The organism is Providencia sp. PROV223, assembly GCF_028479245.1.
In the GTDB taxonomy this organism is placed as follows: domain Bacteria; phylum Pseudomonadota; class Gammaproteobacteria; order Enterobacterales; family Enterobacteriaceae; genus Providencia; species Providencia rettgeri.
The window spans coordinates 1-16,196 of sequence record NZ_JAMPNG010000032.1; the positions used below are offsets into that span (position 1 = coordinate 1).

The 16,196-nt window shown below is 38.3% G+C and carries 16 protein-coding genes; 1 reads left to right on the top strand and 15 read right to left on the bottom strand.

The window, feature by feature from the left end; all coding sequences use genetic code 11:
• Window positions 1-81 precede the first annotated feature (81 nt).
• Window positions 82-1,224, bottom strand: coding sequence for a class C beta-lactamase (gene ampC / locus PR767_RS20710; RefSeq protein WP_110731467.1), 1,143 nt, complete (start codon window positions 1,222-1,224; stop codon window positions 82-84).
• Window positions 1,225-1,407: 183 nt separating this feature from the next.
• Between ampC and PR767_RS20715 the strand changes: the two genes are divergently transcribed.
• Complete coding sequence (locus PR767_RS20715) at window positions 1,408-2,292, top strand: LysR family transcriptional regulator (protein WP_004266111.1); 885 nt, start codon at window positions 1,408-1,410, stop codon at window positions 2,290-2,292.
• A 75-nt stretch (window positions 2,293-2,367) separates the two neighbouring features.
• On the opposite strand, the gene PR767_RS20720 is transcribed toward PR767_RS20715, so the two are convergent.
• The 14 genes from PR767_RS20720 to PR767_RS20785 form a co-directional block, all read right to left on the bottom strand.
• Window positions 2,368-2,655 (bottom strand): helix-turn-helix domain-containing protein, encoded by a 288-nt coding sequence (locus tag PR767_RS20720; RefSeq protein WP_042851462.1) that lies wholly within the window; start codon window positions 2,653-2,655, stop codon window positions 2,368-2,370.
• A 98-nt stretch (window positions 2,656-2,753) separates the two neighbouring features.
• Window positions 2,754-2,975, bottom strand: a complete 222-nt coding sequence (locus PR767_RS20725; protein ID WP_004266109.1) for a helix-turn-helix domain-containing protein — start codon at window positions 2,973-2,975, stop codon at window positions 2,754-2,756.
• Window positions 2,976-3,165: 190 nt separating this feature from the next.
• Window positions 3,166-4,152 (bottom strand): fimbrial protein, encoded by a 987-nt coding sequence (locus tag PR767_RS20730; RefSeq protein ID WP_109912397.1) that lies wholly within the window; start codon window positions 4,150-4,152, stop codon window positions 3,166-3,168.
• Window positions 4,149-4,445: a helix-turn-helix domain-containing protein gene (locus tag PR767_RS20735; RefSeq protein ID WP_272520884.1), complete on the bottom strand. Its 297-nt coding sequence runs from the start codon at window positions 4,443-4,445 to the stop codon at window positions 4,149-4,151. Before PR767_RS20735 ends, PR767_RS20730 begins: the two co-directional genes overlap by 4 nt.
• A gap of 52 nt (window positions 4,446-4,497) precedes the next feature.
• Window positions 4,498-4,995 (bottom strand): fimbrial protein, encoded by a 498-nt coding sequence (locus PR767_RS20740; RefSeq protein ID WP_227024232.1) that lies wholly within the window; start codon window positions 4,993-4,995, stop codon window positions 4,498-4,500.
• A 13-nt stretch (window positions 4,996-5,008) separates the two neighbouring features.
• Window positions 5,009-5,524: a fimbrial protein gene (locus PR767_RS20745; protein ID WP_210840378.1), complete on the bottom strand. Its 516-nt coding sequence runs from the start codon at window positions 5,522-5,524 to the stop codon at window positions 5,009-5,011.
• A 9-nt stretch (window positions 5,525-5,533) separates the two neighbouring features.
• Window positions 5,534-6,505, bottom strand: coding sequence for a fimbrial protein (locus PR767_RS20750; protein WP_272520885.1), 972 nt, complete (start codon window positions 6,503-6,505; stop codon window positions 5,534-5,536).
• Window positions 6,506-6,518: 13 nt separating this feature from the next.
• Window positions 6,519-9,029: a fimbria/pilus outer membrane usher protein gene (locus PR767_RS20755; RefSeq protein WP_211889005.1), complete on the bottom strand. Its 2,511-nt coding sequence runs from the start codon at window positions 9,027-9,029 to the stop codon at window positions 6,519-6,521.
• A gap of 26 nt (window positions 9,030-9,055) precedes the next feature.
• On the bottom strand, window positions 9,056-9,724 hold the full coding sequence (locus PR767_RS20760) for a fimbrial biogenesis chaperone (RefSeq protein ID WP_004266101.1): 669 nt from the start codon (window positions 9,722-9,724) through the stop codon (window positions 9,056-9,058).
• A gap of 59 nt (window positions 9,725-9,783) precedes the next feature.
• Window positions 9,784-10,308 (bottom strand): fimbrial protein, encoded by a 525-nt coding sequence (locus PR767_RS20765; protein WP_109912401.1) that lies wholly within the window; start codon window positions 10,306-10,308, stop codon window positions 9,784-9,786.
• Window positions 10,309-11,210: 902 nt separating this feature from the next.
• The gene (gene glnG, locus PR767_RS20770) at window positions 11,211-12,683 is read right to left on the bottom strand and encodes a nitrogen regulation protein NR(I) (protein WP_272520887.1); all 1,473 of its coding nucleotides are present in this window, start codon (window positions 12,681-12,683) and stop codon (window positions 11,211-11,213) included.
• A gap of 9 nt (window positions 12,684-12,692) precedes the next feature.
• Window positions 12,693-13,742: a nitrogen regulation protein NR(II) gene (gene glnL / locus PR767_RS20775; RefSeq protein WP_272520888.1), complete on the bottom strand. Its 1,050-nt coding sequence runs from the start codon at window positions 13,740-13,742 to the stop codon at window positions 12,693-12,695.
• Window positions 13,743-13,898: 156 nt separating this feature from the next.
• Window positions 13,899-15,308, bottom strand: a complete 1,410-nt coding sequence (gene glnA, locus PR767_RS20780) for a glutamate--ammonia ligase (RefSeq protein ID WP_004266097.1) — start codon at window positions 15,306-15,308, stop codon at window positions 13,899-13,901.
• A 359-nt stretch (window positions 15,309-15,667) separates the two neighbouring features.
• A partial coding sequence (locus tag PR767_RS20785) for a PadR family transcriptional regulator (protein ID WP_272520889.1) occupies window positions 15,668-16,196 on the bottom strand: 529 nt, incomplete at its 5' end.

Sequence of the window (16,196 nt, forward strand, 5' to 3'; positions counted from 1 at the left end):
GTGTATGCTCCCCGCGCTGTCTTCATTTCGACGCCTAGCGACAGAACGAACTATTTAGAGCATCTTATCTTAGTCAGAAATCTATTCATTAATTTTTTCAATTAATTGATAAGTCGCGGTAATGCGGTCAGGGATTGGATACCATTTGTTGGACAAAATCACCACCGCGATTCGGTCTTCAGGAATAAATGCCGCATAGGCTGCAAAACCATTGGTTGAACCTGTTTTATTGTAAAAAGCCTGAGTTTCAGGTGGCATTACAGGATGGATAGCTTCAACTTTTTGCGGTGTGAGCGCCATTTCATCTCGATTACCTTGCTGTAATTGAGCAAGAGATACTGGCCATGAATAGCTTTCCCACATCATATCTTGCATAAATGAATCGGTCATGTAGAACCCCGTATGTGTGTTCTCTACGGCTTCCTGCCACGGTTTTGCTACTTTCTTCGTTTGCATATTAATATCTAAGAAGCGAATTAGATCTTTAGCATTAGATTTTAAACCATAAGATTCAGCATCTAAAATTTGTGGTGTCACACGAACGGGTTGATCGTTCTTATTATAACCTTGGGCATAATTTTTCTGTTGGTTTTTAGGCACATGAATATAAGTATGTTTTAATCCAAGTGCAGGCAACATCAATTTTTCCATCGCTTGTTCAAATGGCATTTTGAGTTGTTTTGCTGTAACGATACCGAGTAATCCCACACCAAGATTTGAATAAGAGCGATATTGCCCAATGGCTTTGGTCGGTTTCCACTGCTGGTAATAACGGATTAATTCCGCTGAATTCGTAATACTATCAGGCACAAATAACGATAAACCCGAAGTGTGTGTAGCCAAGTTCATTACTGTCACTTGGTCGAAAGCAGACCCTTTTAATTCAGGAAGATAGTGGCTTACCTTTTGCGAAAAATCGAGTTTTCCTTGGTTTTGTGCATAGGCTGCGAGTGTAGCAGTAAAGGTTTTAGATAAAGAGCCAATCTCAAATAAAGTCTCATCACTGACAGGGACTGAACTTTGCTTAGACTGCACACCATAGTGATAAATATAGTGTTTTCCATCAACAGAAATGGCTACAGACATTCCGGGGATCTGCTTTTGTTCCATTAGAGGTTTAATTATATTATCGACATCTTTTTGTGTGAATGCATGGGTGGATAGTGTCGTTAATGCCACACTGAGAGCGACAAAAATTCGCCCCTGACGAAAAAGATTTTTCATAGAGTTATTCCAATAAGTACAAGTTTAAGTTATTGCTGACAGGAACAGGAAAGCACTTCATAGCAAGTGTAAAGTGCTTTAATATACGGTTTTCAGCGGGTAGTCCGTGGTTAAAAAATAGTATGCATGCTTTCAAGCATTATTTAAAACGATATAAAATTCGATGAGGTAAAAGAAAATCTTATGGCAGAAAATTATCGTCATCGGCTACCCCTCAATGCACTTAGGGCATTTGAAGCTTCCGCACGGCATTTAAGCTTTACACGAGCCGGAATAGAATTGAATGTCACTCAGGCCGCTGTCAGTCAACAAGTTAGGCTGTTAGAGGAGCAATTGGGACTAGAACTGTTCATTCGCTTACCTAGAGGGTTGGCATTAACCGAAGAAGGCTTTGCCTTGCTGCCCGTATTGAGCCGCTCTTTTGACCAAATAGAGTCACTATTACTGCAATTTGAGGATGGCCATTATAGAGAAGCTTTAAGTATTTCAGTGGTCGGTACATTTGCGGTGGGTTGGTTATTACCAAGGTTAACGCAATTCTCTGAACGATATCCCTATATTGATTTACGCATTATGACCCATAACAATGTAGTAAATTTAGCTGCTGAAGGCGTTGATTTTGCTATTCGTTTTGGTGAAGGATTATGGCCACTAGTAGAAAATACACCACTATTTTCTACTGCGCATACTGTGCTTTGTTCAGAGAAAGTTGCGAATCAGCTGAAACATCCATTAGATTTAAAATCTCACCAGTTAATGCGTTCATATCGTAAAGACGAATGGGAGAAATGGTTTTTAGCCGCAGAAGTGGAACCATGGCGCGTCAAAGGGCCTGTATTTGATTCATCGCGTTTGATGGTTGAAGCCGCGCTATTAACCGACGGTGTAGCGTTGGTGCCAAGTTGCATGTTCAACCATGAATTAAGTGCTGGAACATTAGTTCAACCTTTTAATATCTCTGTGACTTTAGGTGGATATTGGCTAAGTCGTTTAAAATCGAGAGCTATGACACCGGCGATGGCGATATTTCATAATTGGTTGGTGGATGAATCTAAAAAAGAACAATAAGTCGGTGCTATACTATAAATAGAAATAGCACCGAGATTTAATTTACTAGCATAATATAATGCTCATCTTTAGAAGTTAAAATACCAGAGCTTCAGCCGAGAAATAATTCTTTTTGCTAATAGGGAGCTCTGTACTATTAATCTCTGTGACGGCTGTAGTAAAGAAATAGGTTGGTGAAACATTAAATATTTGTGCCAATTGGTAAATGGTATCGACATGAATATTAACCTCACCATTTTCATAGCGTGATTGATGTTGTTGGCTAATACCTAATAACATGCTTAATTCTTTACCACTCATTCCGTGACTTTCTCTTAATGACCTTATTTTTAAACCGACAGATTTAGATATTTTTCGTTTCATAATGTTCTCTCTAACTTATTTAATATTGTAATGTGAATATAATTAAATATTATTAATGTAATTTGTTTTTCTAGTGTTATGTATTATTACTTAATTTATTAAATATCAATAGATTGAAAAAATGATTGAATATCAATCTCAAAATATGTTGCATACTGGAACAGTCTATCTAACGTTATTCTATTTATACCTCTTTCATATCGTGATTGCTGTTGTGGGCTGATGCCAATAACCTCTGATAGTTCATTAATTGAAAGCCCATTCGTTTTTCGATAAAAAAGTATTTTTTTACCAATTAGGTGAGATGTTGAATAAGACATATAGACTCCTAAAATTATATTTTTTATTGCTAACTAGACACTATGTAAAGATTATATATCTATATTAACCATTTTTATTAAATAGTAAATTTGCTATTTATCAATTGTTCGATGATATTTTTCGATGTTAGCAATAAAAATCAAATTGTAGGTAAATTAACCTCTTTTTATGATTGATGTTGAGTGTTATTTATTCATATCTTATATTAACTGACGCTGTTGAATTTGCGGCTCCTGCGGTTATATTATTAGCAGTTTTAATATATCGAGCTTTCCAATTAAAAATATAGTCGCCACCTGCAACATTATTTTGCAAAGTAAACTTTGAATTAAGCTTTATTGGGTTGCTGTTTCTATCTAATAATTGAATGGCGATTCCGGTCGCTTGCCCTTGTCCTGACAGTTTAATTTTCCCTGTATTAGTATCAACATACCCAGCACTACTTGTCACTGTCACTTTTAGATTAGTGCCAGCAGCACAGCTTAATGTAATGGGTATATTGACACTATTGCTAGTCGTACCAATTGCTTTAAATTGAGTATCGTACCAAGTTCCCAAATTAACCGTATAACTATTCGCTTTTGTCGAACACTTTAATACATTAATTTTGATTGCACCTGCTGGAATATTCAACGATGTTAAATTCCACGTACTGTTATGTGGTGCAGGGTTACGCTGTGTTAGTCTTCCCACATGCCCTGCCTTTAAATTTCCGCCCTGTGTGACTTGTCCTGTTTTTTTGATAGTAATAGTCCAATATGGGTTAGGAATACCCCAAGCAGCTGGGTTAGCTAATGTTGGTGGTCCATAACGTGTGTTCAAGAAACCAATTTCCGTTGCTTTTACTTGAATGCTGATGCCCGGTATATTACTGGCTGCAATTTTATTACCGTTTGGTACCCAACCATTCACATAATCAGCATGTAAATAGGCATCACCGCATTGGCCATTACTTTTTGGGCCTGAAAATGTATTGACTTGTGAGCCTTTAAAATTGACTCGAATAGTATCGAGGTCTCGTGCTCCTGTATCGTCATATTGTAATGAATAGGTTTTCGTAGGTACATTAACCACAACATTTCGTAAGTTCGGGTTTTGAATACAGGCCGCTTGTGTATACGCAGAATAAGCAAAAACTGAACCTATTATTATCAGTAATATTTTCTTTTTAGTCATAAAAAATCCTTAAAATTTACTTTTTTATTTAAATATTTTTCTTTTGCATGCTCAATCTCATTGATCTCCCTAGAATTGAAAATAAAAAAATCTATAATATCAATTTCAAATATCTTAGAGTAATGATAAAGCCTATCAATATTAATTCGATTAATACCACGCTCATAGCGTGATTGCTGTTGTTCACTCACTCCTACTACTTTAGATAAATTCTCTAATGTCATTCCTTTCATTTTTCGATAATAAGTGATTTTATTGCCAATTATTTTTGAGATAGGGTAGTGGCTAGGCATATCATTATCTCCTATTAAGGTGTGTGTGATTATAATAAGAAATTATATTTGATTATTGATAAGTAAATGTGAATTCTAAGTGGCTTTTAAAAGAACCTGCAATCATTCCATTGCCATAACCGGATACTCTTGCCGATAATGGAATTTCAACATTTCGTGTTTGTGTATTAACATTCGCAGTAATCGTATCACCATTTTTTATTGTTGTTTTATTGGTAGTATTGGCTAAATTTAATGCCACATTTTTCGCCGTACCATTATTAATAAAATGTTCCGTGACTGTTGCATCCGGAGTGCCAGATATTTTCATTACAGCTATAGTGGTACCGACAGGGCAATTTTTTAGCTTCACGGAAAAATTAACCCACGGAGATTTCTGCGTATCTTTGATATTCCAAATATTAATTTTTTTCAAATCAATTAAATAATTATTTTTTTCGACTTCACAAGGAGCAGCAATAACGACACCATGTACTTTAATATTTGCAGTTAGCCCAAATGCAGTTAAAGAACAGCTCATTAGTGATAGTAATAGGATAAAATGTCTCATATTATTTTCTCTTTTATAAATAGGTAATTGTTGCCGTAATATTGGCGGAAATGGTTCCTGGTGTGGCATTACCTAATGAGCTAAAGGCACGTGTACGTAATGGAATATTAATATTCGCTTGCCCATTTGTCGGAACTTGTAATACTTTTTGGTTACCTAATGCAGTTGTTCCATTACCATTTTGTAGTTGTACGGCTAGGTTTTTAGCTGTGCCTTGATTTTTGTATAAACTTGCTACATCCGCGGTATCCGCCGTCCCTGTAAATGTCAGCTTTACTTGATTAATAAAAGATGAACAATTATTGAGACTAATATTAAATGTATTCCAGTTAGAACCCGAGCTCGCATTGCGAAATACATCAGCTGAAATACTTTTCAGGTCAATATCAATATTATTACCACCAGTAATATTACAAGTTGCCGCTCTAATATTACCGGTGAAATTTAACGTGACAGTGCTAGCAGCGAATAAATTCCCACTGAATATTAAGCTACTAAGTAAAAGTAAATTTTTAGGTATTATTTTCATTTTTTATTCCTACTCATAGCGGATATTTACAGTAGCGGAGGCATTCGCTGTACCCGGCGTGATATTATCTGCCGTTTTTATATAGCGAGCTTTCCAATTAAACATATAATCACCAGCCGGCACATTATTTTGCAGGCTATTTAACGTGTTCAACTTGATCGGATTATTATTTTTATCCAGTAACTGAACGGCAATTCCTGTAGCACTATTAGTACCAGTTAAACCTAATTTTCCGGTCGCTGTATCTTCATATTTAGAGCTTGTCACTGTTGCTTTAATATTGGTGCCAGCTGCACAAGTTAATGTAATTGGAATATCAATCGGTGTGCTGGTCGAGCCTATATTGGGAAATTGTGTATCATACCAATCTTGCATATCAATATTGTAGGTTGACTGATTATTCTTTAATGAACAGCTAAGTACATTGATACGAATAGCATTGGTAGGCATATTTAAAGTTGTTAGAGTCCAAGTCACATTTGTTGGTGCACGGTAAGTTACGGTTAGCCTTGCAACATTTCCGGCTCTTAATGTGCCACCTTGTGTTACCGAACCGAGTTTTTTTACTGTGATACTCCAATTCGTTGTTAATATATTATAATTTGCGTTATTTTTATCCCATGATGCATTAAATGCTCCAATGCCTGCAGTTGTAACAGAAATACCAATACCAGAAATATTAGACAGGGCAACTTTATTGGCATTTGGTGACCAGCTATTTATAAAACTACCTGTTAAGTATGAAGTAGCACAAGAGCTCGAATCACTAGCTACCCACTGAGATGTTGATGAAAAACTAGCGCTGAGAGAACCTAAATCTCTAGGTGTGTTATCATCATATTGAACGTTATATACTGCAGCCGGTACGTTAGCTAGTTTATTATTTAAATTTGGATTTAAGGTACAAGCTGCATTAGCATATCCTGAGTATAAATATATACAACTCACAGCCAATATTGATTTATAAATAAAATGTTTCATTATTTATTCCTTATTATCGGCAAACCGCTGCTGTTTTATATAACCCCATATAATTCGATATACCCGCTAAGTTATAATTTACTTGGCATTGCTGTTTATCGTTGTATTGAATAATAAAACTGCCGTTTTCAGCTAAGCCAGATAAATAAATTTCACCATCATTGCCTACTATATTATTTAGCTGTGGATTATCTTTAAATATGGCCTGAGCACCGAAAGGCACGGGTTTACCATCAGCAAAACTTAATATCATGATGGCACGGTACCCGACATTCGCTGCAAAATTGGCTTTCACCAGTGCACCACGACTTGGAGCAACACTTTGGCTGGTTAATTCCATTTCGGTATTTTCAGGTAGTCCTGAGGTATCGATATCAATCACATTTTTGCGATAAGCAGTGACATAAGGTACGAGCGCATAACCTTGGTTGTTTGTTACCACCCCAGCTTGGTTTAAAATAGGAACATCACCCGCGTCAGGGATTTCTACAATAGCCGCGGTTTCGCCTAATTGCTGGCCAAGAACTAGTCCGCCAGAGTGAGCCACTAAGCTACCATTAACCCCGTAATAGAGGTTATAGTTGTCTTTGCTATAGCCAGTTCCGCCTGAAACTTCACCATATTGCCCTTTATAAGAGGCATTCATATTACCGCTAGTGCCTTGTTCTCGAGTGGTAAAGCCTTGTTGCATACTCCAATTTAAGCGGTTATTGAGCTGAGAGGCGGAAAGCCCGATACTGCCTGTGCTTGGACCATTACTGCTGCTGTTACTGTTAAAGTTGTAGTAGAAAGTATTATCAAACACGCTAAACGGTACACTGACAGAGAAAGCAAGTTGATGATTATCTTCACTTTTCGTGCGGCTTCCGGAGCTATAGGAGTAACTATTGGTATTTTTGTTATAGGTATAATTCAAGCTATAACTGATGCCTTGCCAACTATTGTTGTAACCCACGGTGGCAGATTGTGTTTTGCGGTCACTATTCCAGTAGTCCTCATTGATATAACCGACTGAAATTGAACCAAAGCTATCTCCTAAATTTTGACTGAGAGTGATCTCACCGCGATTACGGCGGCGCTCAATCTCAGGAACATAATTCGTATTTCTATAGCCATCAAAGACTTCCGCTAAACTGTAGAACCCTTTAGTGGAATAACGGTAACCTGCCAAAGCAATATTAGTACCAATGTCGTTGATATTTTTGTTATAGCGAAAACGGTATGACTGACCTTTTTCCGTAACATCATTACTTAGCGTTGAATTTGCATGAGTAACATCAATAGATAATGCACCAAACCGTCCAAGGTTTTGACCCGTACCAATAGAATAAGATTGGTAGTGCTCACTGACTTGGCTACCACCATAAGCAGTGATACCGTAAGGCAAACCATAGATTAAGGTAAACTGACCAAATTTAGTTTTATCAATGCTACTGTCATAAGCGCGGTATTCCCCGCCTGTTACGCTATAAGAAAAATACCCCTCACGCTGTAATACGGGTAATGAAGCAAAAGGAACGATTTGATATTGCTCGCTCCCATTGGATTCTTTGATGGTGACATGTAAATCTCCACTTCCCCCTGTTGGGTATAAGTCTGTGATTTCAAAAGGGCCCGCTGCCACTTCAGTTTGGTAGATAATGTAGCCATTTTGGCGGATCGTTACTTGTGCATTGCTACGCGCTATCCCGCGTACAACGGGTGCATAGCCGCGCAAACTTTCAGGGGACATATCATCATCTGTCGCAAGCTGAGCTCCGCGAAATGGCACGCTATCAAAAACCATCGAAGGTGAGACACTATCCCCCAAGGTTAACTGACTTTTGATACTATTTATGCCACGTGATGCATAGGTATAAATGGTGTCCCATTTACCAGATTGGTCAGTATTGCTTGACCATGTGGTGTAATTCCGTAACCGCCAAGCTCCAATATTTAAACCGGGTCTTAAATTCACATAATGGGATGTATTATCTGAGCCATTTTTTTTACGATCATAATTTTTCGACCCGTTATAGCTATAATTTAATAACAGTGCATTGATCCCATTATCAATATTAGCTAGGTCAACGTAACCCCTTGGGTTTCTGTCTAATGCGATTTGAGGAATACTTAAATATAAACGTTGAGAATCAAACTCAAAGTTACTGGTGGCATCAGGGATCGCGGCAAGATTGACACAGTGACTTCCTGCTGTTTGCAATTCAGGGTATTCCGCTGTTTTGATACCAAATTCTTTAATGTCAGCAAGTGATAAACACGGAATTAATTGGTTCTGGCTATTTTTTTCGAATTTAAGATTTTTAGCACCAATTAAATTAGTATTGACATAAATATCAACATAGTAGTCACCAGCTAATTGTTCGTTATTCTCAAATTGTGATAAATCAACTGAGTCTTTATTCGGCAACTCTAAGAAATCGGGATCAAAGTAGACATTGTTTTCTGTTTTTTCTTCAGCATATAACGATGCGGTATAGCCTAAATATAATAGTAGGCCTAGAGATATTTTATTTATTTTCATGATAAAGCCCAACTTATTTTATAGTTTTATATTTTCGTTTCGAGTGCTTCTGGTGCGGCGCCATAATCATTAATAACTTCCCATTTAATTGTTCCATTGGTATTTGAGTTATTAATCTCGAAAGTTGCGTTTGAGAAAGGTGCAGCATAAGAAACATCATTAGCTTTTGTTCCGTTAAAGCTGATGCTCTGAAAATTCATAAAATAAGGTGTTGGGTTATTAACTGTAATTTTATTCCCAGATTTAGACCATACTAATTTTTTTTGCTCTTCAATAAAATTGACATCCTTTAAAGCTTTAGGACGATAAATGAGTTTCATCTGTGTTTTAAAGGCAATTTGTAATGAATTTTCTGTTCTTTCTGTTGCTGGGATCGTTTTTATATTTAGCCAGAATAATGATTCTCTATCATTCGGTAGTTTATTTTCGGTTAAAAATATTCTAAGTGCATTTGTTTTTTCAGCATTAAGCCTAAATAATGGTGGTGTTATAGTGAAATCTGACTGTTTTTTTTCATCTATATTATCTATCCAGGATTGAATTAAATAAGGGATCTTATCTGGGTTTTCTACACTGATACTAACATCTTTGTTTCCCTCATTATAAATAACACGAGTTCCACCAATAATAACGCCTGCATTTGCAGTATTTATTAGCAGAAATAAAGAAATAAAAATATAGATAATAGATCTCATAATACCACCATTGAATGTTATTAGATAAGGTTCAATTCCATTTAAACCTTATTTGTTACTTAGTTATAATTGATTGTGAAAGTTGCCGTACCGTTCGCTGGACCCGGTGTTACAGAGTCAGTTTTGGCAATATAACGCGCTCTGAAATCTAAATTATTTTCTACATTTTCTTTCAATGGGTATGCTTTAGATGCGGTAAATAGTGGAACGACTTTATTAGTATCGTCAGTAATTTGAATGCCTACACCTGTTGCAACTCCGGTTTCTTCTTTTAATTTAATAACTTCATCGTCACCAATATAAGAGTCAGCATCGAATTTAACTGAAGCCGTTGTCACTGTAGCTGGGCAGTTAATTAATTTAATAGTAAATTTAGTTGCAGCAGCAGTACTTCCTGCAGTTGGTAATGCCTTTTTAGATACTTGGCCTAAGTTTACTTTTAATGCGTCAGAGCCCGCAGCTAATTCACATGCTTGGTCAATGATTTCACCGGTAAAGTCGATAGTACCATCTGCAGCTAATGCATTATTAACAGCAAAGATTGAGGTTGCAGCAATTAATGATGCAAGTAAGTTTTTTTTCATTTGTTTTTCTCCAAAAGATAATTATTTATTTTTCATTGAGTAGGTGGAATTACCAATTACTCAATTGGAGAGTATTTTGAAACTATTTTTTAAAATAAACAAGTTTTGTAAAATTTGGTAAAATATAATTAAATTTTGAAGTATTTAATTTTTTTAATTAAGTTAACACCGTATGGGAGAGCAATTGAAGTTCTATTTTATCTTAAGGTAAATATATTTTTAGATGAGTTTTTTACTAAAGTGAAATAACGATATAAAACTAAGAATAATTATAATGTGGGAGATAAATTTAATTTGTCTCTCATATGGTGATTATTTGGGTTTATAAGGCCCTGGCACATCAGACCACATTTGAAGAATGTTTTATTTGTACTATCGTAAAACGAAATAATAGTATAACTATCGAATTTCGTAGGTCTAAAAGTGCTACTTATTTCATTTTTTGAATAAATAAAGGTTATTACCATTCAGGATATGAATGAAAATTGCAGGGTGATTAATCTCGGTTTTCAGAAAACATTAAATTACCCTTTGAATATCTTCGATTAAATTCAATTGAGTAGCCTTAATTTTAATTAATTATGCTAAGGCTACATAAGAAGTTTCTTATTTATAGATACGTTTAAGCTACAGTGTTCATTGTTATAAATTTCCTATAAACGACGTTATTTTTGTATTAATGCTACTTGTATAAATTGAAATTCTGTTCAGGTGATAATAAGCTTTCTGCTTGCAATATCTTTTTTTTATTTTGTTTATTATTCATTGTGTTAATTGGTGTTGGAATAGTAAAATCAATAATTAATTCCTGAATATCAAGGTCTAATTATTTAATATTAAGATAAGTATGAAGTAATAAATTACTTCGTACATTATCTTAATATGATAGTGAACATTTGAAGTTATTCAATTCCTAGCTCTTTTAATTTTCGAGTTAACGTATTTCTTCCCCAACCTAATAAACGGGCGGCTTCTTGTTTGTGTCCATTGGTGTATTTCAACGCGCAATTTAACATTGTTCGCTCTAATAAGGGAATAGTCTGTGCAAAGAGGTTTTCTTTGCCTTCTATTAAGGCGTTATCGGTCCACTCTTCAAGTAATTCAAACCACTGAGCGGCAGAACTCGGATTGTGCGATGACAATGATTGTGTTGGCATGGCATCGGCTTGCGATGATTTTACCACTGTATTTTGTTGTGGGCGCTCTTCTAGCAAATCATCGGGCAAATCTTGCGGTAAAATTTCTTGGCTTGCCGCCATCACGGTTAACCAACGGCAGACATTTTCTAATTGGCGAACATTACCCGACCAGTAATAGCGTTGAAGAATTTTTTCGCTATCGGGGTGGAGAACCTTAGCCTCGACACCGAGTTCTTTAGCCGTATTTTGTAAAAAATAATCGGCGAGACGCGGGATATCTTCAATGCGTTCGCGTAATGGCGGTAATTGCACTCGAATGACATTTAACCGATGAAATAAGTCTTCGCGAAATAAGCCTTCTTTAACCCGTTTTTCGAGGTCTTGGTGGGTTGCTGCAATAATCCGCACATCCACATTGACTGGGGTATAACCGCCAATACGGTAGAATTGCCCTTCCGCCAGCACACGTAACAAGCGAGTTTGTACATCAAGGGGCATATCACCGATTTCATCTAAAAATAACGAGCCATGGTTGGCTTGTTCGAATCGCCCTTGGCGTACTTGGCTCGCACCGGTGAAAGCGCCTTTTTCGTGACCAAATAGCTCTGATTCAATTAAGTCTTTGGGGATGGCTGCCATATTTAGTGCAATAAAAGGGGCATCGGCGCGAGGGCTGTGCTGATGTAAAGCGTGGGCAACCAGTTCTTTCCCGGTACCTGATTCACCATTAATAAGTACACTAATTGATGAACGTGATAAACGGCCAATAATACGATAAACCTCTTGCATTGCTGGTGCTTCACCGATCATTGTCGAAGAAACAACGGGGGTGGCTGGTTTAGCTTCACGGCCTGCATGGTTTTGTTCACGGCTATGATTCAGTGCACGTTCGACCAAGGCAACGGTTTCATCAATATCGAAAGGTTTTGGCAAGTAATCAAAAGCACCTGATTGGTAGGCATTCACGGCAGCATCAAGGTCAGAGTGTGCGGTCATGATAATAATCGGTAAAAGGGGGTGCGATTGTTTAATGGTATTTAGTAGCTCAATACCATTTTTTCCTGGCATACGGATATCTGATAACAACACATCAGGGAGTGAGTTTTCTAATGCGCTGAGCACTGCATTCGCACTATCAAAGCAGGTACAAGCAAAGTTAGCGTTATTTAATGCGCGCTCAAGTACCCAACGGATGGAGCTATCATCATCAACCACCCAAATTTTTCCCTGCGTCATGGTTATCTCCTATTTCTTAATTGGCAGATAAATGGAAAACTCAGTGTGGCCCGGCCAACTGGTAAATTCGATTTTTCCTGCGTGTTGGTCAACTAAACTGCGAGCAATCGACAGGCCAAGCCCTGTGCCATCAGCTCGTCCGCTGACCATGGGATAGAACAACGTATCCTGAATTGCCAATGGAATACCGGGGCCGTTATCTTCAATATCAATACGTGCAGCTAATCTATAACGTTCACCTTGCAATGTGACTTGAAAAGCTGTTCGTGTACGCAAAGTGATATAACCTCCCGTTTCGGCGAGGGCTTGTAAGGCGTTTCGGGTGATATTTAGAAGCACTTGCTCGATTTGGTCTGGGTAATACTCTAATTCAGGCAAACTTGGGTCATAATCACGAGTTAGTGTTACATTATCGGGTTTTTCTAATGACACTAACCGCGTTACGTTTTCCATAATATGATGAATACTTTGTTGCGTTTTCGGCCCCGGGTATTGTGGCCCAAGTAGCCTATCAACCAGTGCTCGCAGGCGGTCGGCCTGTTCGATAATCACTTGAGTATATTCATTTAATTGTGGGTCAGGCAGCGCTTTAGAGAGCAGTTGTGCAGCGCCTCGCAAACCCCCGAGTGGGTTTTTAATCTCGTGAGCAAGCCCACGGATCAGTTCACGGGCAGCGAGCTGCTGGGCATTTTGTGCGAGTTCTTGGCTCAAACGTCGCTGGCTATCTAATTGTGAAAGCTCAACTAAAATAAATTGTTCTGAAAAAGGCTGGGCGCTGCACGACATCACATGAGAATGGTTGTTAAACACTAAAGTGACTTCATTTTCGGTAAAGCTATGGCCTTCTTTTAGGCTATTGAGCATCAGTTCATCATTGAGTGAACAATAGCTGAATAACAGGGGGAGAGGCGTACCATATAGCTTGCGCTGGCTTTGGGTTAAGATCTGGAGTGCAGCATGGTTGGCGTAATGGATAACCAAGTCGTAATCCAAAATTAGCACGCTATTAATGAGAGAGTCGAGAATATGTTCCGGTGCTGGCAAGTGTTCGGTTTTCATGTAATGTTGCTCCTGCACTATTTTGGTGCATTATACCTGATAGACCAAACAACCGATATTTGATTTTTGTTGCGTAAGTACCTTAGAGATAAAAGGCCCCATCGAAAGATGGGGCAAGTGCTTCACGGCAACAAAGACTAACAGTGGAACGGCGTGTTACACACTGTAGTACATTTCAAATTCGAGAGGGTGTGGTGCCATACGAACACGTTGGATGTCGGCACGGGTTAATTCGATATAGGCATCGATAGCATCATTAGTGAATACACCACCACGGGTTAAGAATTCACGGTCTTTATCTAATTCGGCTAACGCTTCATCTAAAGAACCTGAAACTGTTGGGATTTCTTTGGCTTCTTCCGGTGGTAAGTCGTATAAGTTTTTGTCCATCGCATCGCCAGGGTGGATTTTATTGATGATGCCATCAAGACCCGCCATTAGCTGGGCTGCAAACGCTAAATATGGGTTAGCTGCAGGGTCTGGGAAGCGAACTTCAATACGGCGTGCTTTTGTACTCGCAACCACTGGAATACGAATCGAAGCAGAGCGGTTACGTGCAGAGTATGCCAACATGACTGGCGCTTCAAAGCCCGGAACTAAACGTTTGTATGAGTTAGTGGTTGGGTTAGTAAATGCGTTCAGCGCACGTGCATGCTTAATAATACCGCCGATGTAGTACAGCGCCATTTCTGATAAACCGCCGTATTTGTCACCTGCGAACAGGTTCACACCACCTTTAGATAAAGACATATGGCAGTGCATACCAGAACCATTATCACCCACTAAAGGTTTTGGCATAAAGGTCGCTGTTTTGCCGTATGCATGGGCAACATTGTGAACGACATATTTATAAATCTGAGTTTCATCCGCTTTTTTGGTCATGGTATTAAAGCGGGTAGCCACTTCGTTTTGGCCTGCGGTCGCTACTTCATGGTGGTGAGCTTCAACAACTAAGCCCATCTCTTCCATTGTGGTACACATGGCTGAACGCAAGTCTTGTGATGAATCAACCGGTGGAACGGGGAAGTAACCGCCTTTTACTGCAGGGCGATGGCCTTTATTGCCACCTTCGTATTTGGTTCCTGTATTCCATGCCGCTTCGATATCATCGATATGGTAGTAGCTACCGTGCATGTTGTTGCCAAAACGAATGTCATCAAACACGAAAAATTCAGGCTCTGGTCCAAAGAGAACGATATCAGCAATCCCGCTAGAGCGCAGGAAATCTTCTGCGCGTTTTGAAATTGAACGTGGGTCTCTGTCATAACCTTGCATTGTGCCCGGCTCTAAAATATCGCAGCGTATAATCAATGTGATATCGGCAAAGAACGGGTCTAACATCGCGGTAGACGCGTCAGGCATTAATACCATGTCTGACTCATTGATGCCTTTCCAGCCACCAATAGATGAACCATCAAACATCTGGCCTTCTTCAAAGAAGTCTTCGTCAACTTGGTGAGCAGGGATAGTGATGTGTTGCTCTTTACCTTTAGTGTCGGTAAAACGCAGATCAATAAATCTAACATTGTGCTCTTTAATTAACGATAAAACATGTTCAGCGGACATCTCGGCTCTCCTGGTCGGGTCTAATCAACAAATCACAAGCTATTTTTGAGGGTGTGTTTGTTGTTTGTCTGGCGTGCTAGTCATATAAAAGTCGTTAGTACGCGCTCTATAAATAGATAAGCGAAAAGCGTGCCAACTTTTTAATTATAGCAAATACTGATTGTTACGTGAGGACGAGGGATTTTCATCATGCTGTATTGGTCGTGTTGCACTATATTAGTGCATGAAATGACTATTTTGCACTGTTCCAGTGCATTTGCGAGTGGAGCTCAAATAAAAAAGCCAACATTGCGCTCTGTTAAAGCATAAGGTTGGCCGGATAAAAAAGAAATGAGGTGGTTTAATGCCAGACAGCTACATTAATCTTCATCGCTATTAGTTAATAATGCATTCACTTCTTCAATTTGTTTTACTGCATCATTGATGATGGAGGCAATTTGGCGTGTCTGCTCTTCGTTTAGTTGTTTTAAAACCATTTTGTGACGTAATAAAGCTTTAAAACGACTGACTGCCATTTCAATATCTTCTGCTAAATTACTGCCTTGTTGCATATCACGTGCTTTAGCCAGTTTGCGAGCAATAACCGCTTCAATTTCTTTATTTTGAGCTAAATGATCAGAGCCTTCCGGCGTAATCGTAAAACTTTTTCGATTACGTTCAACAATCTGAGACTCCAAGAAGCCTTGTTCTTCTAACAGGGTTAGAGTAGGATAAATAACACCCGGGCTTGGCACATACAAGCCATTTGAGGCTTCTTGAATATCCTTGATAATTTCGTAGCCATAGCTTGGTTTTTTAGCGACTAACGAAAGTACCATAATATGAAGGTCGCCATGATCGAATAAACGACGTAGGCCTTTACCTCTTCCACGACCTCTTTGGCGGTCA

Coding starts and splice junctions, on each gene's coding strand:
- glnL (WP_272520888.1), bottom strand. CDS start 13,742: ATGAAAACCGAACACTTGCCAGCACCGGAACATATTCTCGACTCTCTC.
- PR767_RS20745 (WP_210840378.1), bottom strand. CDS start 5,524: ATGAAAATAATACCTAAAAATTTACTTTTACTTAGTAGCTTAATATTC.
- PR767_RS20750 (WP_272520885.1), bottom strand. CDS start 6,505: ATGAAACATTTTATTTATAAATCAATATTGGCTGTGAGTTGTATATAT.
- ampC (WP_110731467.1), bottom strand. CDS start 1,224: ATGAAAAATCTTTTTCGTCAGGGGCGAATTTTTGTCGCTCTCAGTGTG.
- PR767_RS20760 (WP_004266101.1), bottom strand. CDS start 9,724: ATGAGATCTATTATCTATATTTTTATTTCTTTATTTCTGCTAATAAAT.
- PR767_RS20715 (WP_004266111.1), top strand. CDS start 1,408: ATGGCAGAAAATTATCGTCATCGGCTACCCCTCAATGCACTTAGGGCA.
- PR767_RS20730 (WP_109912397.1), bottom strand. CDS start 4,152: ATGACTAAAAAGAAAATATTACTGATAATAATAGGTTCAGTTTTTGCT.
- PR767_RS20725 (WP_004266109.1), bottom strand. CDS start 2,975: ATGTCTTATTCAACATCTCACCTAATTGGTAAAAAAATACTTTTTTAT.
- glnA (WP_004266097.1), bottom strand. CDS start 15,308: ATGTCCGCTGAACATGTTTTATCGTTAATTAAAGAGCACAATGTTAGA.
- PR767_RS20755 (WP_211889005.1), bottom strand. CDS start 9,029: ATGAAAATAAATAAAATATCTCTAGGCCTACTATTATATTTAGGCTAT.
- glnG (WP_272520887.1), bottom strand. CDS start 12,683: ATGACGCAGGGAAAAATTTGGGTGGTTGATGATGATAGCTCCATCCGT.
- PR767_RS20720 (WP_042851462.1), bottom strand. CDS start 2,655: ATGAAACGAAAAATATCTAAATCTGTCGGTTTAAAAATAAGGTCATTA.
- PR767_RS20735 (WP_272520884.1), bottom strand. CDS start 4,445: ATGCCTAGCCACTACCCTATCTCAAAAATAATTGGCAATAAAATCACT.
- PR767_RS20765 (WP_109912401.1), bottom strand. CDS start 10,308: ATGAAAAAAAACTTACTTGCATCATTAATTGCTGCAACCTCAATCTTT.
- PR767_RS20740 (WP_227024232.1), bottom strand. CDS start 4,995: ATGAGACATTTTATCCTATTACTATCACTAATGAGCTGTTCTTTAACT.